General features: G+C 69.9%; 20 protein-coding genes and 1 tRNA gene. 12 read left to right on the top strand and 9 right to left on the bottom strand.

The features are described from left to right. The first annotated feature begins 54 nt into the window (after positions 1 to 54). The 3 genes from K8640_RS27425 (at position 55) to K8640_RS27415 (ending at position 2,574) form a co-directional block, all read left to right on the top strand. The gene (locus K8640_RS27425; RefSeq protein ID WP_223749760.1) at positions 55 to 435 is read left to right on the top strand and encodes a nuclear transport factor 2 family protein; all 381 of its coding nucleotides are present in this window, start codon (positions 55 to 57) and stop codon (positions 433 to 435) included. Between the two features lie 159 nt (positions 436 to 594). Next, entirely contained in the window at positions 595 to 1,356 is a 762-nt protein-coding gene (gene bla, locus K8640_RS27420) for a subclass B1 metallo-beta-lactamase (protein WP_223749759.1), read from the top strand. A gap of 258 nt (positions 1,357 to 1,614) precedes the next feature. Continuing rightward, the gene (locus K8640_RS27415; protein ID WP_223749758.1) at positions 1,615 to 2,574 is read left to right on the top strand and encodes a hypothetical protein; all 960 of its coding nucleotides are present in this window, start codon (positions 1,615 to 1,617) and stop codon (positions 2,572 to 2,574) included. Here the strand turns inward: K8640_RS27415 and K8640_RS27410 are convergent. Continuing rightward, positions 2,568 to 3,653, bottom strand: coding sequence for an aldo/keto reductase (locus tag K8640_RS27410; RefSeq protein WP_223749757.1), 1,086 nt, complete (start codon positions 3,651 to 3,653; stop codon positions 2,568 to 2,570). The two genes, K8640_RS27415 and K8640_RS27410, sit on opposite strands and share 7 nt — an antisense overlap. Before the next feature lie 92 nt (positions 3,654 to 3,745). On the opposite strand from K8640_RS27410, the gene K8640_RS27405 reads away from it, so the two are divergent. Further along, complete coding sequence (locus K8640_RS27405; RefSeq protein ID WP_223749756.1) at positions 3,746 to 4,153, top strand: MarR family winged helix-turn-helix transcriptional regulator; 408 nt, start codon at positions 3,746 to 3,748, stop codon at positions 4,151 to 4,153. An 18-nt stretch (positions 4,154 to 4,171) separates the two neighbouring features. On the opposite strand, the gene K8640_RS27400 is transcribed toward K8640_RS27405, so the two are convergent. After that, on the bottom strand, positions 4,172 to 5,014 hold the full coding sequence (locus tag K8640_RS27400; RefSeq protein WP_223749755.1) for a hypothetical protein: 843 nt from the start codon (positions 5,012 to 5,014) through the stop codon (positions 4,172 to 4,174). A 767-nt stretch (positions 5,015 to 5,781) separates the two neighbouring features. Between K8640_RS27400 and K8640_RS27395 the strand changes: the two genes are divergently transcribed. The 5 genes from K8640_RS27395 to K8640_RS27375 all read left to right on the top strand — a co-directional run bounded on the left by K8640_RS27395 (position 5,782) and on the right by K8640_RS27375 (position 11,190). Then, a complete protein-coding gene (locus K8640_RS27395) occupies positions 5,782 to 6,099 on the top strand; it encodes a hypothetical protein (RefSeq protein WP_141324668.1) in 318 nt (105 codons plus the stop codon). A gap of 240 nt (positions 6,100 to 6,339) precedes the next feature. Then, positions 6,340 to 6,411, top strand: a tRNA-Gln gene (locus tag K8640_RS27390). 332 nt (positions 6,412 to 6,743) lie between these two features. Then, positions 6,744 to 7,868, top strand: coding sequence for a slipin family protein (locus K8640_RS27385; protein WP_223749754.1), 1,125 nt, complete (start codon positions 6,744 to 6,746; stop codon positions 7,866 to 7,868). Between the two features lie 179 nt (positions 7,869 to 8,047). Then, positions 8,048 to 9,865, top strand: coding sequence for an acyl-CoA dehydrogenase (locus tag K8640_RS27380; RefSeq protein WP_223749753.1), 1,818 nt, complete (start codon positions 8,048 to 8,050; stop codon positions 9,863 to 9,865). Between the two features lie 131 nt (positions 9,866 to 9,996). Beyond that, positions 9,997 to 11,190, top strand: coding sequence for a Dickkopf N-terminal cysteine-rich domain-containing protein (locus K8640_RS27375; protein ID WP_223749752.1), 1,194 nt, complete (start codon positions 9,997 to 9,999; stop codon positions 11,188 to 11,190). Between the two features lie 48 nt (positions 11,191 to 11,238). Here the strand turns inward: K8640_RS27375 and K8640_RS27370 are convergent, their stop codons facing one another. Further along, on the bottom strand, positions 11,239 to 12,330 hold the full coding sequence (locus K8640_RS27370; RefSeq protein ID WP_223749751.1) for a hypothetical protein: 1,092 nt from the start codon (positions 12,328 to 12,330) through the stop codon (positions 11,239 to 11,241). Positions 12,331 to 12,618: 288 nt separating this feature from the next. Here K8640_RS27370 and K8640_RS27365 point away from each other — a divergent pair, with 288 nt between their 5' ends. After that, positions 12,619 to 13,305 carry a LysM peptidoglycan-binding domain-containing protein gene (locus K8640_RS27365; protein ID WP_223749750.1) on the top strand — a complete coding sequence of 229 codons (687 nt, stop codon included), beginning with the start codon at positions 12,619 to 12,621 and terminating at the stop codon, positions 13,303 to 13,305. An 84-nt stretch (positions 13,306 to 13,389) separates the two neighbouring features. Here K8640_RS27365 and K8640_RS27360 read toward each other — a convergent pair whose 3' ends face one another. Then, on the bottom strand, positions 13,390 to 14,265 hold the full coding sequence (locus K8640_RS27360) for a LysR family transcriptional regulator (RefSeq protein WP_223749749.1): 876 nt from the start codon (positions 14,263 to 14,265) through the stop codon (positions 13,390 to 13,392). Positions 14,266 to 14,371: 106 nt separating this feature from the next. Here K8640_RS27360 and K8640_RS27355 point away from each other — a divergent pair, with 106 nt between their 5' ends. Next, positions 14,372 to 14,671 carry a YiaA/YiaB family inner membrane protein gene (locus K8640_RS27355; RefSeq protein ID WP_074948559.1) on the top strand — a complete coding sequence of 100 codons (300 nt, stop codon included), beginning with the start codon at positions 14,372 to 14,374 and terminating at the stop codon, positions 14,669 to 14,671. Positions 14,672 to 14,722: 51 nt separating this feature from the next. Beyond that, complete coding sequence (locus K8640_RS27350; RefSeq protein WP_223749748.1) at positions 14,723 to 15,427, top strand: ATP-grasp domain-containing protein; 705 nt, start codon at positions 14,723 to 14,725, stop codon at positions 15,425 to 15,427. A gap of 146 nt (positions 15,428 to 15,573) precedes the next feature. Here K8640_RS27350 and K8640_RS27345 read toward each other — a convergent pair whose 3' ends face one another. The 5 genes from K8640_RS27345 to K8640_RS27325 form a co-directional block, all read right to left on the bottom strand. Continuing rightward, on the bottom strand, positions 15,574 to 16,350 hold the full coding sequence (locus tag K8640_RS27345; protein ID WP_223749747.1) for a DUF4157 domain-containing protein: 777 nt from the start codon (positions 16,348 to 16,350) through the stop codon (positions 15,574 to 15,576). Positions 16,351 to 16,360: 10 nt separating this feature from the next. Then, entirely contained in the window at positions 16,361 to 16,825 is a 465-nt protein-coding gene (locus K8640_RS27340) for a hypothetical protein (RefSeq protein WP_223749746.1), read from the bottom strand. Positions 16,826 to 17,045: 220 nt separating this feature from the next. After that, positions 17,046 to 18,656 (bottom strand): DUF4419 domain-containing protein, encoded by a 1,611-nt coding sequence (locus K8640_RS27335; RefSeq protein ID WP_223749745.1) that lies wholly within the window; start codon positions 18,654 to 18,656, stop codon positions 17,046 to 17,048. A 161-nt stretch (positions 18,657 to 18,817) separates the two neighbouring features. After that, positions 18,818 to 19,630 (bottom strand): Sir2 family NAD-dependent protein deacetylase, encoded by an 813-nt coding sequence (locus tag K8640_RS27330; protein ID WP_223749744.1) that lies wholly within the window; start codon positions 19,628 to 19,630, stop codon positions 18,818 to 18,820. 61 nt (positions 19,631 to 19,691) lie between these two features. Beyond that, complete coding sequence (locus K8640_RS27325; RefSeq protein WP_255653508.1) at positions 19,692 to 20,831, bottom strand: metallophosphoesterase; 1,140 nt, start codon at positions 20,829 to 20,831, stop codon at positions 19,692 to 19,694. Positions 20,832 to 21,007 lie beyond the last annotated feature (176 nt).

The following is a 21,007-nucleotide window of genomic DNA, read 5'->3' as shown; positions in this document are numbered from 1 at the left end:
CCCGCGACGTGTCGGGCGACACTGCCCGGTCGGTCAGCCAGGAGCGCACTGCGGATGATGACGGAAGAAGACATCCTGGCGGCGGAGGAGACGCTGCGCCAGGCCATGCTCGCCAGCGACGTGGACATGCTCGACCAGCTCCTCTCCGAGGACCTCGTCTTCGTCAACCACCTGGGACAGGTCTTCAACAAGGATGCGGACCTGGAAGGCCATGGCTCGGGCGCGCTGCGACTCACCCGGCTGGAGCTGGGTCCCCCCGTCATCCGGTTCCTCTCCGCGGGCGCGGTGGTCGTCGTGCAGGCCTCCGTCGCGGGCCAGTCCGCGGGCACCGGGTTCGCCGCGCAGCTGCGCTACACGCGCGTCTGGCAGTGGGTGGACGAGCGCCCCCAGGTGGTCGCCGGCCAGTGCACCGTCATCGTCGACGCGCCGAGCTGAAGTCCCGGGCAGGAGCGCGGCCCCGTGGACACGGCGCCGTGGCTGCCCGGACACATCCGGGGGCCACGCGCGCGCCAGGATGCACACGGACCCGGGCGATGGACTGGCCTGAAGGTTGCCAAGGCGTGCACCGCTCCTCTCTCTCGCGAGACTGAACCCATGACCTCACGCCCGCTTCGCGTCCTCGTTCCCCTTCTCGTGCTGACGCAGTCCTGCACCTCGGCGCCCGTGCGTCCGAACGCCGCGGAGGCGGCGCGGGCGACAGGGGCAGGTGAGTACACGCTCGCGAAGGACATCACGGTGCGGCGCATCGCTCCGGGGGTCTGGATGCACACGACGCTCTCGGACGAGGACTTCGGCTTCGTTCCCGCCAACGGACTCATCGTCGAGGACGGGGACGGCTCGCTGCTCGTGGACACGGGCTGGAACCAGCAGCAGGCCGAGCAGCTCGTCGACTGGGCCGCGAGCTCGCTGGGCAAGCCCGTCCGCGCGGCCGTGGCGACGCACTTCCACGACGACCGGACCGCGGGCATCCCCGTGCTCGTTGCCAGGGGCATCCCGGTGCACGGCCTGGAGGACACCGTGAGAATCGCGAAGGAGCGCGGCAAGCCGGTGCCCACGCGCGCCTTCACGGAGGTCGCGACGCTCGGTCCGCTGGAGTTGTTCTTCCCTGGTGCGGGCCACGCGCCCGACAACATCGTGGTGGTGCACCGCGACAGCCAGGTGTTGTTCGGTGGGTGCTTCGTGAAGGACGCGGCGGCGAAGGACCTGGGCAACCTGGGGGACGCCGTGGTCTCCGAGTGGCCCGCGAGCCTCGAGCGTGTGCAGGCGCGCTATCCCGACACGCGCATCATCGTCCCGGGCCATGGCGCTCCGGGTGGCCCTGAGCTGCTGAACCACACCCGCGCCCTGCTCCGCTGAGCCTCCGCATCTCGCGCGCACGAGCAAGGCGCAGGGCTCTCGTCCGGCTGCTCACCCTCGGATTCAAGTGAGAGCGTTGGGCAGCACACGGGGATGGGTCATCGCGAGCTCGGCTGTCTGCCGTCAGGCGTCCGATGCACGACATGCGTCTGGTGCGCGAGGGCTGCGCCGCATGGGCAGGTGTTGGTGACGTTCCTACCGTGCATCCGGGGCGAAGCGCGGAGCCTGGGCCGGCGGGTGGGACGGAGGAGGGGCGTCATGAGGCGAGTGGCGACGTGGGTGCTCGTGCTGGCGGCGAGCGGGTGCGCATCGGTGAAGGTGGAGCAGCGCGACGGTTGCTGGGTGAAGCAGACCCGCACGTTCCCCTCCACATTCAGGGAGGAGGTGGGCCCATGCTCGCGGCCGAAGCCCGAGTGGTCCGCGGATCGGCTCACGCGGCTGGTGCAGGAGTGCGTGATGCACGCGGACTACCGCTGGCAGAGCAGCGCCATGGTGGCGTGGAACCGGGGTGAGCCCCTGCCCGTGCGCGAGCCGGACGAGAAGGTGCTCGAGGCGTGCATGGTGACCACGGAGCGGATGCTCTCCGCGGAGAAGGGCGCGCTGGAGGCGCAGCTCAGCGACGTCTCCAAGGAGCGCGACAGCCTGCGCGCCCACCAGGAGCAGGAGCGGGAGCAGTACCGCGCGAAACTGGATGCCCAGCGCGAGGCCGCCCAGGCGGAGCTGCTGAAGGAGCGCGAGCGGCTCCAGGACAGCATGGACCAGCAGCGCGCGCACTCGCAGGCGAGCCTGGACCGCGTGCGAGACCAGATGCACGAGAGCAATGGGCGCCTGGCGACGGCGCTCGGCGAGGCGGCGAAGCGCCCGACCCCGTCCGCGGTGGCGACCGCCACCTCCTCGTCGACGAGTGAAGGCCGGGCGGACACGCGCAGCGACTCGCAGTCACGAGGCGACTCGCGCGCGCGCGGTGACGCGACGCCGCCCCGCGTGGCACGGCCCACGGTGGCGACGCCCGCGTCCATGTGCTCGCTGCCCGCGAAGCGCGGCGCCCCGAGGGCCACGACGTCGAGCGAGGCGGAGGCGTCCCCCCAGCCGGCGAGCTGTCAGCCGATGACGCCCGCCGAGCCGCCCGAGGCCGAGCCCACGCCCGTGCCTCCGGCGCAATCCCAGACGACGGCCTCGGTGCCCCTGCCGCTGTTGCCCAGGCTCCAGCCTCAGTAGGGCTTCTCGCCCTTCACCACGCCGAACGGGGACGGCTCCATGAAGACGCCGTTCACCGTCGTGCCGCCGTTGTGGATGGCGGGGAAGATGGGCTGCATGCTCTGGGGGAAGCCGAAGATCGGCTTGCTGAGCGCGTCGAGCCGGCCGAGCTGCTCGGCGCTCAGCTTCACCTCGAGGGCGCCCACGTTGTCCTCGAGCTGGGACAGGCGCCGGGCGCCGATGATGGTCGAGCTCACGCCCGGCTGTGCCTGCACCCAGGCCAGCGCCACGCGCGCGATGCTGGTCCCCTGCTCCTTGGCGATGACGCCGAGCGCGTCGACGAGCGCGTAGGTCTTCTCGTTCAGGTACGACTCCACGAAGGCGCCGCGGTCACCCTTCTGCTGGCCGGCGTTCGCGCGGGTGTACTTGCCGCTGAGCGCGCCGCTCTTGAGCGGCGACCAGGGGGTGATGCCCAGGCCGAGCTCCAGCGCCATGGGCACCAGCTCCTGCTCCACGCTGCGCTCGAGCAGGGAGTATTCGATTTGCAGCCCGATGAAGGAGGACCAGCCGCGGAAGTGGGCCATCACGTTGGCCTGGGCAATCTTCCACGCGGGCGTGTCGGAGACGCCGAGGTAGCGGACCTTGCCGGCGCGCACCAGGTCCTCGAGCGCGGCCATCGTCTCTTCAATCGGCGTGTGGATGTCCCAGTTGTGCAGCCAGTAGAGGTCGATGTAGTCGGTCTGCAGGCGGCGCAGCGAGTTCTCGGCGGCCGCGATGATGGACTTGCGGCCCGAGCCGCCGCCGTTCGGGTCCCCGGGGTACAGATTCCCGCTGAACTTCGTCGCGAGGACCAGCCTGTCCCGCCGGGCCGGGTGGCGACCGACGTGGTCACCGAGAATCTTCTCGGAGTGGCTCTTCGTGTAGAAGTTCGCCGTGTCGATGAAGTTGCCGCCGAGCTCGATGTAGCGGTCGATGATTTGCTGGGACTCCTCCACGCTGGACCCCCAGCCGAGGTCTTCACCGAACGTCATGGCACCAAGGCACAGCGGGCTCACGCGCAGGCCCGAGCGGCCCAGCGTCACGTAGTGGTTGAGAGGCATGTGGGCTCCAGGGGAGTGCTACATTGTGAGGACGACGATTTAGTTCAATCTGGAACTGGATTAATTTTGAACCAATTTCCGCGCAAGGGGCCATGTCGAAAATCGACCCGGCGAGAATCTGGTCGTTGAACCACCGGCTGTTGATGTCGGTGATAGCCAGTGTCGCCTCGGACATCGCCGCGTTGGGCCTGGAGACGAAGGAGCTGTTCGTGCTGGCGGAGGTGGACGACCACCCCTATCCGGCCGAGCTGGCGGCGTCCCTGTGCATCCCCAAGCCCTCGGTGACGCTGTACGTGAAGCGGCTCGAGGCCGCTGGGCTCCTGCGCCGTGAAATTGATACCGCGGACCTGCGGCGTCACCGGCTGCAGCTCACCTCGGCCGGCCGCAAGGTCATGCAGCAGGGGACGACGCTGCTCTCGGAGGCGTTCGGCACGAAGCTCGGTCGGCTGACCGCCTCCCAGCAGGCGGAGCTGCGGGCCCTGCTGGAGAAGATGAGCTGAAGCAAGCGTGCCGCGACCTCAGGCCAGGTGAGCGACCTCCAGCACGTGCCCCTTCGCCTTCAGGGTGGTCATCAGGTCCCGGAGCCGAGCAGAGATGAGCCAGCGAGGCTCTGGGCGAAGCTCGCCGCGCCTGTCGCCCCAGCGTGTGTCCGTGATGAACAGGTCCGAGCCATCGAGCGAGGCCCGGTCGACATGGAGCGCTGAGAGCAGGTTGAGGCCCGCGACATGCCCCTTCGGGCACCGGTGCTCACCACGCTCGTCGAGGTCGAAGGGGTTGTTGCCCGAGACCGTCTTCGCATCCAGCTTCAGCGGCTTCGAGGTCGTGACGGGCTGATACCACTCCGGCTGGCGCGAAGGCTTGCCGCCCAGGTGCAGCACGGGGCGGAACTCCGCGCCTCGCAGTCCAGCCTCCTGGAAGGCGTCGACGAACCTGGAAGAGACCACGACCTCTCCCGCGAGCGTCTTCGCGAAGTCACGGTCTTTGGCAATCCGGCGCGTGTCGAGGATGAGGTCCGTCGTCTGCCGTGCTCCAACGCCACAATGCGGGCAGGCCTCCGACGCATCATAGCCCGTGCCGCACATGGCTCCGGTGGGCGCGAAGGCCCCTCGGATGACGAGGTTCAACAACTCCGCCGACTCGAGTTCCCGAGCCGAGTAGCGGCGCTCGACGTTCCAGTAGGTGAAGAAGAGGTCACCCTCGGCGCGGAGCTTGCGCTCGATGGCGCCAATCTCCCGCACGCGGGGATCATCCCCGGGCAACACCACCTTGCGCAGCCCCTCGTTCACGAGCATGCCGAGCCCAGGCGCCAGGAACTTCCGGGCCCGCTCCTCCGCAATCCTGAACTCGAACGTCTCGCGCATCGTCAGGGAGGGATTCCGATGAGTTGAGGGATGGGGTACCGGGAATAGACCCGCACCAGGATGTCCGTCAGTGCTCGTGCATCCGGTCGCTGTCCCTGACCATAACGCCACTCCTCACGGAAAGCCCGGGTGATGGCCTTGTGATACGCCGTGGGCAAACGGTACGTCTGCCCATCCTTCGCCCCTCCCAGGTACAACGGAACGAGGTGATGGTTCTCGTATCCCGCGCTGTTCGGGTACGTGGTCTGAGCCTCCTGAAGGCGTTGCTGGTAGAGCTTCCTTGCTTGGAGCACCACAGCAGCATCCACTGTGCGTCGCGCCTGGACTTGAGCCTGGAGTGGCGCGGGTCGTGGAGTCAGGAGAGGAGGTCTGCGCAGCGGACCTGCTCCTGGCGTGCGTCGCACGGGGCGGGTGGCGATGGCGCCCTTGAGTGGATCCACATCATCGCCGAGCGCCTGTCGCGCCCAACCCGTGGGGAGGAATGCGCCTGCACGAGTCTCCAGGTCCGCGTCGGACGTGAGCTCGACATAGGTGTACTCCTCGGCCAACCCATCACGGGTGCTCCATGCCGAGGAGCCTCGCGGCTCTACCTCCGGGCTTCCCCGCACACCCCAGGCACACCACCCACAGGCTCCAGAACACGAAGGGCTTCGTCATGAACATTGGCTCCAGACATCCCCTGGCCCCGCTCGCCCCCCCGATTGACCCTCCCATCCGGCGGGTTCAGGATGCACAGCGAATTTACTCGTTTTACAGGAGATGCGGCTATGCGCTCGAAGCTCGTCCTCACCACCGTGGCGCTCATGGGAGCCGCCCTCACCACGGGCGTGGCGCAGGCCTCGTCCGATGAGGGGCAGACCGGGCTCACGTTCTACGCCAGGACTTTCACCCAGCCGGTCCTGAACGTGGCGCAGCCAGACGGCACGTGCACGGCTTTCCCCGCCGATGCGGACTCGCTCGTGGGCTGGAGCAACGTCCAGCAAGTCCTCGCATACCGCACCGCGGACTGCACCGGCCAGGCCGTGGGCCTGGGCACCCTGCGCACCTTCGCCGCAGGCGAGTTCGCTAGTTTCGTCGCCTACTGAGTCGAACTCCTCGCATCTCCCGCTGTCAGCCCCGGCGCGGCACCCGCGTCCCTCGCCCCCGACGCATTCCAGAGGTGTCACGGGGCTGTCCCCGGGCTCCCGAATCCGGACATGGGTGCTCTGCGCTCGTGTCCCGGACAGGGTGTCCCCCGGGTCCATCGTCCGCGGTGACTCCCTCACATCGGGGCGTCCGGCCGGCCGCCGCGAAAGCCAAAGCGAGCAACCCCTTCCAGGGACTGCTCAGAACTAGCTCACCCGGTAGAGCACAAGATATTGGATCTTGAGGAGAAGGTTCGAATCCTTCGTTCTGACCCGATCTGAAAAATCGGTTCCGCCAGAAGGCTCCATCCCGAGCCGGTAGAAGCGCTGGCCCACTCCACCCAACCTTCCCCCACCGCGAAGCCACGCCGTCCGCCAGGACGACAGTCCCCTTCCGCGCCGTCAGCGGAATGTCTGTCGTCGTCCGCGCCCGGTCCGGCCCGCGAGCGCGGGATGCGTCGATGGGGCCCGGGCACGCAGTCGGCGCTCTCCACCCGCGAAGGCTGGAGCCTTCACTTTTCTCGCAGTCCCCGGGACGCGCGCCTCTCGCGCCACCTCGCGCCCCGGTCTCACCACTCCCCCCTCCGGGGGAAAGGAGGTGCGCGATGAGCTTCTTCATGCGTGTGGATGTCGTGCAGCACGAGCGGGCGTTCGTCCTCGTCGACGAGGTGCCGACGCGCTACCTCGTGCCGGGCCGCTACCGGCTCACCTACCCCTTCCGCAACGTGCGCATCGTCCGCGTCGCCACGGGCCTGCCCCTGGCCAACCTGGACGCGGAGCTGCTCGCGCTCGTGCCGCCCTCGGACCTGCAGGTCGTCGACCTGGGCGCCGACGAGCGCGCCATCCTCTACCACCGGGGCCGCCCCCTGAAGTGGCTCGGCCGCGGCCAGCACCAGGTGTGGACCGTGGAGCACGTCCCCGCGCGCGCCCTGACGCCGCCCACGCCCGCCGTGCGCGTGGAGCGCGTGGACACCACCGGCGTCTCCACCCCGCCCCTGCGCGACGACGTGCGCGCCATCGTCCCCGCCAGCGACTACACGGAGGCCACGGCCACGGAGGGCTCGGTGACGCTGCGCTACGTGGACGGCACGCTCGACGCCGTGCTGCCCGCCGGCCGCCACGCCGCGTGGACCGTCGCCCACAAGGTGCAGCTGGCCGTCATCGACCTGCGCGAGCGGCTGCTCCACGTCACCGGCCAGGAGGTCATGACGCAGGACCGAGTCACGCTGCGCCTCAACCTGTCCACCGCCTTCCGCGTCGCGGACGCGCGCCGGCTCGCCGTCGTCGCCCGCGCGCCGGATGACATCCTCTACCTCGCCATGCAGCTGGCCGCCCGCGAGGCCGTCGCCACCCGCACGCTCGACGAGCTGCTCGCCTCCCGCGAGGCCCTGGCCGACGGCCTCTTCGCCCAGGTGAAGGAGCGCGCCGAGTCGGTGGGCCTGGAGCTGTTGCGCTTCGGCATCAAGGACGTCGTGCTGCCCGGTGAGATGAAGGAGCTGCTCAACCGCGTCATCCAGGCCCAGAAGGAGGCCGAGGCCAACGTCATCACCCGCCGCGAGGAGACCGCCGCCACGCGCTCGCTCGCCCAGACGGCCAAGGTGCTCGCCGAGAACCCGCTGCTCGTGCGCCTCAAGGAGCTCGAGGCCTACAAGGACCTCGCCGCCAAGGTGGGCCAGGTCCACCTGGTCCTCGGCGAGGGCGCCGTGCCGTCGCTCCAGCTCAAGGGCTGAGCACACACGCACGTGGAATTGTCGTGACGAAGGGCCTCTGGGGCCGGTTCCCCGGGGGCCCTTCGTGCATCACGGCTCCATGCGTCATGCACCATGGGTGCGGTGCGGGCGCCTTCGGCTGACTCGAAAATCAATCTCGGCTACCCTCGTGGGCCTTTCGTCCTCGTGAGGAGCTTGAGATGTCGTCGTCCGCCAACCACTACGTCCCCAACCTGCGCGATATCGAGTTCAACCTCTTCGAGTTCCTCGACATCGGCCGAACGTCGCTGGGGCGCGCGCCCTTCGGTGACCTGGACGAGACGTCCGCCCGGCAGATGCTCCAGACGTTCTCCGTGCTGTGCGCGAACGAGCTGGCGCCGTCCTTCGACGAGGCGGAGCACAACCCGCCCAAGCTGGAGAACGGCGTGGTGACGCTGCCCCCCGGGCTGAAGAAGTCCATGGCGGCGTTCTTCGACGCGGGCATGCACCTGTTGGAGCAGCCGCCGCACCTGGGCGGCCTGGGCGCGCCGCCGTCCTTGGGCTGGGCCGCGTTCGAGCTGATGGTGGGCGCCAACGCCTCGCTCGCCTTCTACACGCTGGGCAACCTGCTCGCGCGAATCATCGACCGGCTGGGCACGGACGCGCAGAAGCAGCGCTTCCTGCCGCACATGCTGGACAAGCGCTGGAGCGGCACCATGGTGCTCACCGAGCCCGACGCCGGCAGCGACGTGGGCGCCGCGCGCACCAAGGCGCGCCCGGTGGGCGGCGACGTCTGGGAGATTGAAGGCGTCAAGCGCTTCATCACCAACGGCGACTCGGACATGTCCGAGAACGTCATCCACATGGTGCTGGCGCGTCCGGAAGGCGGTCCCCCTGGCACCAAGGGCCTGTCGCTGTTCGTCGTCCCCAAGTACTGGGTGAACGAGGACGGCAGCCTGGGTGAGCACAACGGTGTCGTGTGCACCAAGCTCGAGAAGAAGATGGGCCTGAAGGGCTCCGTCACGTGCGAGCTGACGTTCGGCGACGGCAAGCCCTCGCGCGGCCTGCTCCTGGGCGAGGTCCACGACGGCATGCGCCAGATGTTCTACATCATCGAGCAGGCGCGCATGGCGGTGGGCGTGAAGTCCATGGCCACGCTGTCGGCGGGCTACCAGCGCGCGCTGGCGTTCTCCAAGGACCGGCTCCAGGGCGCGGACCTCTTGCAGGCGCGCGACAAGACGGCGCCGCGCGTGCCCATCTTCCGCCACCCGGACGTGCGGCGCATGCTGATGACCCAGAAGGCGTTCGCGGAAGGCATGCGCGCTTTGTGCCTCTACACCGCCTCCGTGCAGGACGGCGTGGAGCTCAAGGGCGGCCACCGCGCCACCGAGGCCGGTGAGATGGACGCGCTCAACGACATGCTGCTGCCGCTGGTGAAGGGCTACTGCTCGGAGAAGGCGTACGAATTGCTCGCGCTGAGCCTCCAGGTGCACGGCGGCTCCGGCTACCTGACGGACTACCCGGTGGAGCAGTACATCCGGGACCAGAAGATCGACACGCTCTACGAGGGCACCACGCACATCCAGGCGTTGGACCTGCTCATGCGCAAGGTGGCGCGTGACGGCGGCGCGACGCTGCAGGCGCTGCTCGGCCAGGTGCGCGAGACGGCCGAGGGTGAGCTGGGCGGCAAGGAGCTCCAGGCGGAGCGCGCCGCGCTGGGCAAGGCGCTCGGTGACTTGGAGCTGATGCTCGGCACGCTGATGGGCAAGCTGGGCGAGTCCGTCTACCACGTGGGCCTGCAGGGCAACCGCGTGCTGGCGGGCGTGGCGGAGGTGGTCATCGGCTGGCTGCTGGTGCGTCACGCGGGCGTCGCGCTGGAGCGGATGAAGGCCAACCCCGGCGACCGCGCCTTCTACGTGGGCAAGCTCGCCAGCGCGCGCTGGTACTGCGCGGAGGTACTCCCGGGCCTCGCCCACGCCGCGCGCATGGTGGAGTCCGGCACGCTGGACCTCATGGAGGTCCCCGAGGAGTCGTACTGAGTCGCGAGCCGTCGCCCACCCGCACCTCGTCGAGGGGTGCGGCGCCGGCTCAGCCTGAAGTATGGATTCGGTCCGTATGTCGTAGGCGGGGCCTGCTGGGCCGGGCCCCATCACGGATGGGCAGGCGAGCGATGCGCGACTGGCGAGCGGTACTCGGGGTGATGCTGCTGGGGCTGTGGGCATGTGGCGGCGACGAGGACGTGTCGATGGAGGACTTCGGCACCCAGGTCGTCCAGGCGCTCTGCGCGCGGGCCCAGCGGTGCGGCGAATACGTCCGGGCGAGCGCGTGCGAGGACGACATGCGCCAGTGGAACCGGCCCCAGTCCCTGGGGCTGGGGACGCGGTACGAGGACTCGCTGGAGTCCGGTCGGCTGCGCTTCGATGGGGCCGCGGCCCAGCGCTGTCTGGACGCGCTCCGAGGCAGGAGCTGTTCCGAGCCCGCCCTGTCCGACGCCGCGTGGCAGTACGGCATCGAGTACGAGCCGGCCTGTCAGCTGTTCGTCCAGCAGGGCCCCGCGAGCGGGTGCGGGATGAACCTGGACTGCGGCTCGGAGGCCTACTGCGGCCACACCTCCCAGAACGCCTGTGAGGGCACGTGCACGCCGCGAGGAGCGGAGGGACAGGCCGTCACCCATCCCTGGAAGTGCGCGCCCGGGCTCGTGTTCGAGGGCTCGACCCGGACCTGCATGAAGCCCGTGGAGGAGAACGTCTCGTGCGTGCGCCAGCACCCCAACGGCACGAGCTTCTCGCTGCCCTGCGCGCAGGGGCTCTGGTGCGACTGGAATGGCTACCGGACCTGTCGGCCCGTGGGCGCGGAGGGGGACGTCTGCGAGGACGTGGGCTACTACCCCTGCGGCCCTTCGCTGGTGTGCAATGGCAACCGCTGCGCGCCGCACGTGAAGGAGGGCCACCTGTGCAACGCGCCCCCCTATGACGTGAGCCTCGGTTTTCTAGTCACCGTGTGCCAGCGCGAGCTGTTCTGCGACGCGGACCCGTCCAACCCTGGACTGTGCCGTCCCCGCCGCGCCGAGCGGCAGGAGTGCCGTCTGGACACCGAGTGCCAGGAGGGGATGTGGTGCAAGGACGCCCGTCCCGAGGCGGGGGTCTGGGGCATCTGCGTGAAGGCCACGGGTCCCGACGACGCGTGCGACAACGTGAGCCGCTTCTGCCCCAGGGGCTACGCCTGCCTCGAAGGCAGCACGTCGCGCTGCCTGCCCATCGTCCACGAGGGAGAGCGTTGCGGCCCCACGCTGGGCTTGTGCGACTTCGACAACAGCTGCGTGAGCGGCCGCTGCGTCGGCGCCGAGGCCTCGTCCTGTCAGTGAGGCCCCAGCGCGGGGGACCCGGCGCTCGGGCCCGGGTCCCCGTGCGACTCAGGCCTTCCGGGCGGACAGCTCGCGCTCCACGTACAGCCGCAGGATGTGCATGAAGTCCTGGGCGTTGGTCACCACGCCGAAGGCCTGGTGGGTGCCCCGGTCCTTGAGCTTGCTGACCACGAACTCGGACGAGTCCACGCAGATGGTGGCCAGCTCGCGCAGCGAGCCGTCCTTCTCCGTGACGAACGCGGGCAGCATGTTGCCGGTGGCGATGGCGTGCAGCGCGGTGGCCACCAGCACCGCCATGGTGGCCTTCTTCGCGTGCTGGCGCATGGCGTCCTGACCGCCCACGTTGTCCGTCACCACGTCCGGCAGCGGGCCGTCATCCCGGATGGAGCCGGTGAGGACGAAGGGCACCTTGTGCACCACGCACGCGTGCATGATGCCGTTGGTGATGACGCCCGCCTCCACCGCCTTGGCGATGGAGCCCGCCGCGCGCACCTTGTTGATGGCGCGCATGTGCAGGCCGTGGCCTCCGCTGGTGGCCTCGCCCGTGCCGCTCATGCCCAGGGTGGTGCCGAAGATGGACGCCTCGATGTCGTGCACCGCCACCGCGTTGCCCGCGAGCAGCGCGCCCACGAAGCCGTTGGCGATGAACCACGTCATGTCCGCCCGGGCTCGCGAGTGCACCAGCGCCGGCCCCGTCACCCAGATGGGATAACCGCCGCGCTCGCGCTCCTCCACCAGCACCCGCGCCATCTGCGCGTAGTCGATGGGCTTCTCGCGAGACACCTCGCTCGTCATGAACTTGAACTCGCCCTCCCCGCCTCCGCCCAGGTAGGCCATGTTCACGTACACGCCCTCGGAGCCGTCCTCCGCGTGCCCCACCACCACGCGCTCGCCCGCCTTCACGCGGCGCCCCTCGCGAATCCACAACTCGCCCTGTGCATCCAGCACCAGCGCGCCGTCCATGCGCGGCTCCCGCGGCATGCGCCACGCGCCATCGATTCGCACGTAGGTGGGCAGGTTCGTGGTGGTGAAGAAACCCTCCGGCAGCACGCCGTCCGCGGGCGCGGGTTCGAAGCGGGCGTCCGGGCAGCGGGTGAACTGCTCGGCCGCGAAGTCGGGATGAGGAATGGAGGTGCTCACGCCGGCCACCATGCGCGGAGCGTCCCACCTGTTCAAGGACCTTGGTGCCACGGCCGACTCAATGGCGGCTGTGTGACAGCACGACTCGCAGCGTGCATGACGCAGGGGGCCGAGGTCACACCCTCGGTGAGCCGCGCTCGCGCAAGTGCGCGACATGTGTCGGGGTGATCGACAGATCAGCGGAATTGGGCCCGCACCCACGCAACTCGGGCTCTTGGCTTCCGAGAATAGGGGCAAGTTGTACGCGACCTTCCTCGCGCGTCACCGCCCCCTTCGGAGCCTTTGCACATGAGCTACCGCGTCCAGTCCGGCGACAACCTGTCCACGCTCGCCCTTCGCTACGGCACCACCGTGGACGCCCTGCAGAAGGCGAATCCGCAGATCAAGGACGTGGACCTCATCTACACGGGGGACACGCTCAACATCCCCGGCGCCAAGGACGGCTTCGACTCGGCGCCGTCGCGCTCGGGTCCGAACCTCACGGGCGGCACGACGAACTACCCGGCCAACATGACGACGGGCGAGGGCACCAAGGGCCCCGGCGGCAGCCCGTTCGACATCGCGCGCTCGCACCTGAACAAGAACGCGGGCTCGCTGAAGCTCGAGGGCAGCGGAGTGGGGGCGGACATGGAGGACTGGGTCCCCAACAACGTCAACTGCGCCAACTTCGTCTCCGCGTGTCTGGAGCAGGCGGGCCAGATTTCCGACGCGCAGCACGACAACAGCGTGATGGGCCTGCAGGCCAAGCTGGACCGGGACCCGAGCTTCAAGCGCGTGTCGCTCCAGGACGCCAAGCCCGGCGACGTGGTCTCCATGAAGGTGGGCAGCGGCCAGCACGTGGTGATGTTCGCCGGCTGGGAGAACGGCAAGCCGATGTTCATCGGCTCCAACAACGTCAACTCCGACGGCTCGCAGCGCATCACCATCAGCAGCATGAACTACCCCATCATGTCGGTGCACCAGTACCAGGGCTGAGCCCACGCCGAGCCTTCGCTGTCCCCACGGGGCTTCGCCTCCGCCACGCGCGGAAGCGAGGCCCCGTCGCATGTCAGGGGCATCTCAAGGCTTCGGCGCGAGCGTGAGCGCGGCCTGGATGAGCGGGCTGCGCGCGGAGGACCGCCGCCACGCGGCGTGAATCGCGCCCGACGGTGCGCCCGGCAGCGGCCTCGCCACCACGCCCGCTTCGCGAGGACCTCCCGGCAGCAGCGAGGCGAGCAGCGAATAGCCCAGCCCCGCCGAGACGAAGCCGAGGATGGTCTCCGACGAGTCCGCCGCGTGCAGCCGCCGGGGCCGCACGCCCGCGCGCGCCAGCTCCGCCAGCTGGAGTTCGCGCAGGTACTTGTCCGTGCTGTACGCGATGAAGGCGTCGTCCCGGAGCAGGTCCAGCCGCACGCGCCGACTCTTCGCCTGGGGATGATTCGAGGGCAGCACCAGGAAGGGCGCGGTGTGGCCCACGACGCGGGTCTCCACGTCCTCGGGCACCTCCGGGAGGTGGTCCACCACCAGGTCCGTGTCGCCCGCGGAGAGGATGTCCACGGCGGGCACCTTGGACTCGTGCAGGACGACCTCGATGTCCGGGCGACGCGCCTGCAGTCGCCGCAGCCACGCGGGCAGCAGGTGACGCAGGACGTGGCCGGAGGCGTGGATGCGCAGCGTGCCGCCCACCTCGCCCTTGCGCAGCGACTGCACCACGGCGTCGAGCCCCTCCAGGAACGGCGCGACGTGCGAGTACAGCGCGCGGCCCTCGGGGGTGAGCACCACGCGGTCCTTGCCCACGCGCTCGAAGAGGGCCACGCCCACCTCGGACTCCAGTCGCTTGACCTGCTGATGGATGCCCGGCTGGGTGATGGGGTACGGGAATGAGCGGACGGCTCGGGCGTAGCCTTCGGCGCGGGCCACGCGGTAGAAGCCCTCGAGGCGCTGGAGCTGAATCATACACTCCAGGTTATCAATCACGCATCGATTAGTTCCATGCGCTTTGCGATGGGACGCGGCATGTTTTCCCCATCAGCGAGCCAAGGCTCGCTCCCGAGGAGAAACCATGTCCCGTTCCACGCCCAAGGTCGTCGTCGCGCACAGCTCCGCCTGGGTCATCCAGACCTGGCTTTCCTTCGCCCTCTCCGTGGGAGTCACCGCCATCGGCATCTGGCACCTGCCGGTGGACACGTGGGTGAAGTCCTTCATGGCCATGGGGCTGCTGTTCAGCGTGGGCTCCGCGTTCAGCTTGTCGAAGACGGTGCGCGACCAGCACGAGATGGAGCAGCTCGGCGCCCGTCTGGACGAGGCGCGCGTGGCGAAGATGCTCTCCGAGCACGACCCCATCGCGCCTCCGAAGCTGTAGCCGGCTTCCGCGTCACCTTTGGGTCCGCGCGGGATGCGTTAACGTCGAGCGATGATGTTCCAGGGACTCCAGTTGTTGATTCCAGCCAAGGTCGACCCGGAGCGCGACGCCGTGGCGCGCGCCTGGGAAGATGGGGGCGGCACGGTGCTGCGACTCGACCGCTTCTGGAGCCCGCCCGACGTCGAGCCCGCGCGGACCCGTCTGTATGGCAACGACACGTTCTGCCTCGTGGTCGCCCAGAAGCTGGGACTCACCCTCGTCTCTCCGCCCGATGACCTGTTGCTCCAGGCGGAGGCGGTCTGGGTGAAGCGCGAGGTGCACGGCTCCACGCTGGAGCGTGTCGTCACGGGCCCCTTCCCTCGCTTCATCAAGCCGATGGTCCCCAAGGTGTTCCGCGCGGCCGTGTGGCCCGGGCCAGGACCCTTGATGGAAGAGTGTCGGGGGTTGCCACCCGAGACGCCGGTGCTGTCATCCGAGGTCGTCGTCGTGCGAGCCGAGGCCCGTGCGTGGATGCTCGACGGCCGCGTGCTCACGTGCGCACTGTACGAAGGTGAAGGCAGCGTCGAGGACGCACGGGCATTCCTCGCCACCGTGGCGGCGTGGGAGAGGCTCCCGAGAACCTGTGTCCTCGACACGGCCCTCGTCGAGGGACGAGGCTGGGTCCTCCTCGAGGCCAACGCCGCCTGGGGCGCCGGGCTCAACGGCTGCGTGGCGAGCGAGGCCGCGCGGTGCATCGCCTGCGCCACCCAGGCCTGAGCGACGACCGCCCACAAGGGCCTCGTCGTGGGCTGGCTCCGAGCATCTTCACCGCGTCGCGGGCCTGGCGACGGAGGCGCCGCCACCGCGCCAACGTCCCGCGAGTTCGCGTGACGCCCCCTCACCCTGTCCGCGAGCCAGCGCTTCTACGGCGCGCCCCGCCCTGCCCGCAGGCTCGCGAGGGCCTCATCGAGCACCGGCAGCGCGGCCTCGGTCCATCCCTTCAATCGAACCCGCTGGGACAGCGCCGCCTGGCCCGGGTGGACCAGGCCCGACACGGTGGCGTCCTCGACGAGCTGCGCCTGCTGCTCGGGATTGAGTTCCTCCCAGCGCAGCCCCGCTTGCACGCCCTTGCGCCAGTCGTACCCGTCTCCCCAGAACTGCGCGGCGAGCGCGGCGCTCAAGTACGCCGTGCCACCGTGCTGGTGTTGCCACACATGCGTCAGCTCGTGCGCCAGCAACGCCGCGTCCGTGGGCCCGCTCCTGGGCGGGATGAACACGGTGTCCCCATGCACGAAGGCCCGCCCGGGAATGCCCAGCACGCCCACCGGTCCCTCCTTCACCCGCACCGCCGCGTAGTCGAGGCTCGTGCCGAACACGGGCCGCAGCAGCGACACCTCGAAGCCTGTGAGTCGACGCCCCACCGGCTCCAGGCCCAGCAGCACCTGCACCGCGCTGACCAGCCGCCCGGCCATCATCAGCACCGCGTCCACCGGCAGCTGCGCCACGCGCACCAGTCCCCGCCGCAACTGGAACCACCCCTCGCGGCGACGCCCCAGGACGAGCGCGACGAGCCCTCGCACCACGCCCGAGAGCACCACCACCAGCCCCAGCACCAGGCCGCGCACGGCGCTCAACGCACCGGTGAGCAGACCCCACCCCGCGTCCGCCAGACGGGCGGGAACCCCAGACACCCGACTCACGACGAAACCCTCAGCGCCCCGCGGCGGCGCGAAGCGGTGCGCGCTGTCCCAGCACCGACTCCACCAGCGAGCGCAGCATCCCCGGACGCCACGGCCGCGCGAGCGCGAAGTGCGTCAGGCACGAGCCGCTGAACGCCTCCGCCAGCTCCGGACAGAAGCGCGACGACACCAGCACCCGCGGCCCCTGGAAGTCCTTCTCCACCAGCCGCGCCAGGAACGCGTGCGAAACGGCACGAGGCTCCGAGTCCAGGTCCACCACCACCGCCGCCGGCACCGTCCCCATCTCCAGCCTGCGCCCCGCCGACGCCACGCCCTGCGCGTGGATCAACCCGAAGGACGGCGCCAGCTCCCGCCCCATCAGCAGCCGCGAGAACGGCGACTCGGAGACCACCATCACCGTCGGCCCACCCGAGCCCTTCAGGGAACGTCGCGCCCCGGACACGCCCAGGACGCCCACCTCCCTCAAGCGAGGCACGGAAACGGACTCGAGCAGCCGGGGCTGGGCAATCGTGGAGGGGGGCACGCATCGGACTGTAGCCAGCAATAGCGGAAATATCAAATTTCACTTCAATTATCCGATTAGTCCGCTCTTGCTCCAGGCAGCCATGGCACATCCCACGAGCCCCGTCACAGGCCCGTGGGATGTGCCATCCGTTCAGTGGGTCTCTTTCAACCCAACCCCTCGCAACACAGTGTCAGGGAGACGACGGTCGCCGTCGGGCCCCGGGGTTCTCCCAGGCCTCCAGCTGATCAGCGAGCGAGCCCGAGGCGGGCAGCTCGGTGGCGCCGCCCTGGTCCAGCGCCTGGAGGAGCAGCGCTGTCAGCGAGGTCCCCACGACGGGGATGTCGGTGGCCCGCTGGCGGGAGCGCAGGGGGGTGCGCAGCGTCTCGCAGTCCAACATCACCGTCTCCGCGGCCGTCACGCCGGGTGCCAGCACCATCGGCTCGAGCGCATCCGCGCGCAGCCGGACGAAGCAGGAGGGGCGCCGGCCACTGCAGGAGCGCAGCGCGAGCACCGTCCCGTCCGGAAGGTCCGCCACGCAGCGCACCGGCGTGAAGTCGTCGCCCTCGAGGGGGATGTGGACCTCGACATGCTCGGCGGTGGGCCGCACGCGCCAGGGCCGTGTCCCCGGGAAGAGCGTGGCGCTGGCCAGGTGGTCATAGAGCGCGTTGAGCTCCGCGAGGCCCCGGTACGTGCTCGGCTGGGTGGCCCGGACGACGGAGTGCTCCGCGACGAGCCGCTCGATGAGCAGGTCCACCGAGGCGCCCCCCGAGCGGACCATGACGCCCGCGCGAGGCATGAGGGCCCCGTCGGCCTCCACCGTCACCGCGAGCACGCCCGCCTCCAGGGACCACGTCTCCCGCCAGGTCATCGGCTCGTCCTGGACGCGCAACGGCACACACGACAAGCCCGCGGGCACCCAGTGCAGCGCGACGCCCGGCACATCGAAGTCGTCCAAGGCCGCGTCCCGCGACTTCAGGAACTCCGCGTGGGACTGCGCGAGCAGCGGGTTTCGCTGGTCGAAGCTCCCGGACTGGCCGATGTAGGGGAACAGCCGCATCACCCAGCCCGCCATGCGGTCCCAGCCATACGCGGCCGCGGGCTTGTAGAGCTCCGTCCAGAGCTGACGGTCCGGCTGCCCCTCCGAGGCGCGCACCAGCTCGTCCGCGATGGGGATGAGCGAGGACGTCCACCAGGCCAGGTCCAGCTCGGCGATGACGTCGATGCGGCGACGGATGGCCCGCCAGTCCTCGGGCGTGCCCAGCAAGGTGACCCGAGGGATGCCGCACCGGATGGCCAACGTGAAGTCGAAGTAAGGCGACATCGCATCCATCAGGACGACGTCGCCAGCCATGCGCTCGATGTCGGTGCTGGTGGAGAAGTCACACGACATCAGGCGGGGGAGGCCCGGTCCCATCGCCTCGCGGAGCTGTCCCCGGAAGTCCTCCAGGATGGCGAGGAAGTCCTCGTCCGTCCGAGGCACCGCGCCCACCTGGACCTTGAGATTCCGGCGCCCCTCGTGACGGACGAGTCGCTCCCGGAGCCGCTCGGCATTCAACCGGATGTGCTGGGCCACGCCCTGCGCCAGCGTGAGCCACACCACGTCCGGGGAGAGCACCAGGGGCCGGTGCTCGGCGAAGGCCTGATGCACCGCGGCGAGCAGCGGGTGGATGCCCTGGGGGTCCACCACCGGGGTGTCCGCGCCAGGCGCCATCCAGTGCGTCTTTCCCACCAGCGTCCCGAGCGGAACGGTGTCCAGCGGAGTCCTTGCTTCCTCGACAGCGTCCACTGCGAAGGTCGTCACGGTTACGCTCCCTCGTCATGTCGTGTGAACTCAAGCCGCCCGACGGCGGACGCCACCCGACGAGGGGTTTCTCATCGACCTGACAGGTGCGTCCGCGTGCCTCGGTTCGACATACAGCAGCACCTCCGGGCCGCAAGGGTGCCCGGAGGTGCTGGGATGACTCAGGACTGGAGCGCGCGAACCAGCTCGGGCAGGGCCTCCTCGGCGCGGGCCGTCACGGGCTCGATACCCCGGTCCAGCGACACGTTCGAGGGGTCGATGCTGAACATCCTCGCGTCCAGCTTCCGGCCCCGCCGGTAGACGAGCTCCGTCACGCCCACGGAGAAGGACGTCCCGACGAAGACAATCACGCGGCTCTGTCGCGCCAGGATGAGCGTCCGCTCGATTTCGTAGGTGTCGTGCTCCGTGTAGTTCTCATCGAACCAGAGCACGTGCGGCCGCAGGCGGCTGTTGCAGCGAGGGCAGCGCGGCACCGTCTCCGGGCTCGGGTTCGCGTGGAACGCCGAGAAGTCCACCGACGCCATCGGCACCGTGCCGCGAGGAGCGCCCAGCTCGCACCCCTGGGCGGAGCAGCGCGCCAATCGCAGGCTCCCGTGCACCTTCACGAGCTGCCGGCTCCCGGCGTCCTCGTGCAGCGAGTCCACGTTCTGGGTGACGACGGCGAAGCCGCGCCCCTGCGCCTCCTGCCACGCCTCCCACGCCACGAGCGCCCGGTGCGCCGCGTTCGGCTTCGCGGCCCGCGCCAGCTCGAAGCGCTGGAGGTACATCTTCCAGGACTCGTGCGGCGCGCGCTGGAAGAACGCGTGCGTCCCCTTCTCCATCACCTCGTTGGACCAGACCGCGCCCGGGTCCGTGCCCCGGAACGTCGGAATGCCACTGGCCAGGCTGATGCCCGCGCCGGTGAGGACCAGGACATTCACCGAGGCCGGTCCGCGCACGGCCCCGAGGAGCGCCTCGAATCCCGAAGACGTCATGTGAACACCTCCCCACGGCTCGACGATGGCACGTCGCCGAGCATGACACGCCCGGCCCCGTTCACGCCGTGGCCGGCACCAGCGTCAGCTCGGCGATTTCGGGCGACGGCCCCAGGCGCAAGGGCGGGCCCCAGTACCCCGTGCCCCGATGCGTGTACACGCGCACGCCGGCGATGGTCGCGAGCCCCCGCACCACGGGCTGCTGCAGCTTGATGAAGAACATGAACGGGAACACCTGCCCGCCATGCGTGTGTCCGGACAGCTGCAGGTCCACGCGCACGCCGTCGCGCGCCACGTGCAGCGCCGAGCGGGGCTGATGCGCCAGCAGCACCACCGGCACGCCCTCGGGAGCATTCGCGAGCGCCACGGAGGGACGGCTCGCATGAGCCGGGATGATGTGTCCCGCGTCGTGGTCCGTCACGCCCGCGACGACCAACCGAGCGCCGTCGCGATCCACCACGCGGTGCGAGTTGCGCAGCACGGTGAGCCCCAGCCGCGCCACCTCCGCCTCCCAGGCGGGACCTCCGTGGTAGTACTCGTGATTGCCCGTCACGTAGAACACGCCGAGCGACGCGCGCAGCTCCGCCAGGGGGCTCACCTCCTCGCGCAGCGCCTCCACATGTCCATCGACCAGGTCCCCCGTCACCGCGATGATGTCCGGCTTCAGCGCGTTCACCTGCTCCACCACACGCCGCAGCCATTTGCCATCCAGCGTGGGCCCCACGTGGACATCTGAAATCTGAACCACCCGCAGGCCATCGAGCCCCGGCCCGAGCCCCGTCATCGGCACCGTCACCCGCTCCACCGTCGCGCGCCCCCGCGCCGTCACGAACGCGTAGAGCACCGCGGGCACCGTCACCGCGCCCACCACGAGCGCCTTGCCTCGCGCGAGCACCAGCGCGTCCGGCACCACGCCCGTCCACCCCAGCACCGCGCCCACGAGGTCCGCCACCACCACGGCGCTGAGCAGGATGCCGAAGCTCCCCAGCCACAGGAACGACGTCCACTGCAACACGCGCTGGGCCGCAGAGGGCTCACCCCGCCCCGCGAACAGGCCGGCCGGAATCGACACGAAGAGCAGCACCATCAGCACCACGCCCAGCGCGCCCCAGGGCGGGGGCCACGCCGGGCTCACGAACAGGCGCACCGCCAGGTACGCGTGCAGCCCGCCCATCAGCGCGAGGATGCCGCCCAGGGACATCAGCCAGCGCAGCACCCGCCCAGGGCCCGCGCGGCGCTGTCGTGACTCCTGCTCCACCGCTCGAGACTGCTCCGCCACGTCCAGCACCTCCGCTGCGAAGGCGGAGCATAATGGCCGCCCGTGTCGCCTGCCCGGCAACCCGCGCGCCCGCCCGTTAGTGTGGGGCTCCCGGAGAC

The sequence above is a fragment of the Myxococcus sp. XM-1-1-1 genome (assembly GCF_020037095.1).
Lineage (GTDB): Bacteria > Myxococcota > Myxococcia > Myxococcales > Myxococcaceae > Myxococcus > Myxococcus fulvus.
Note: the sequence above shows the minus strand (reverse complement) of the source record. Positions and strands in the feature narration are given on the sequence as shown.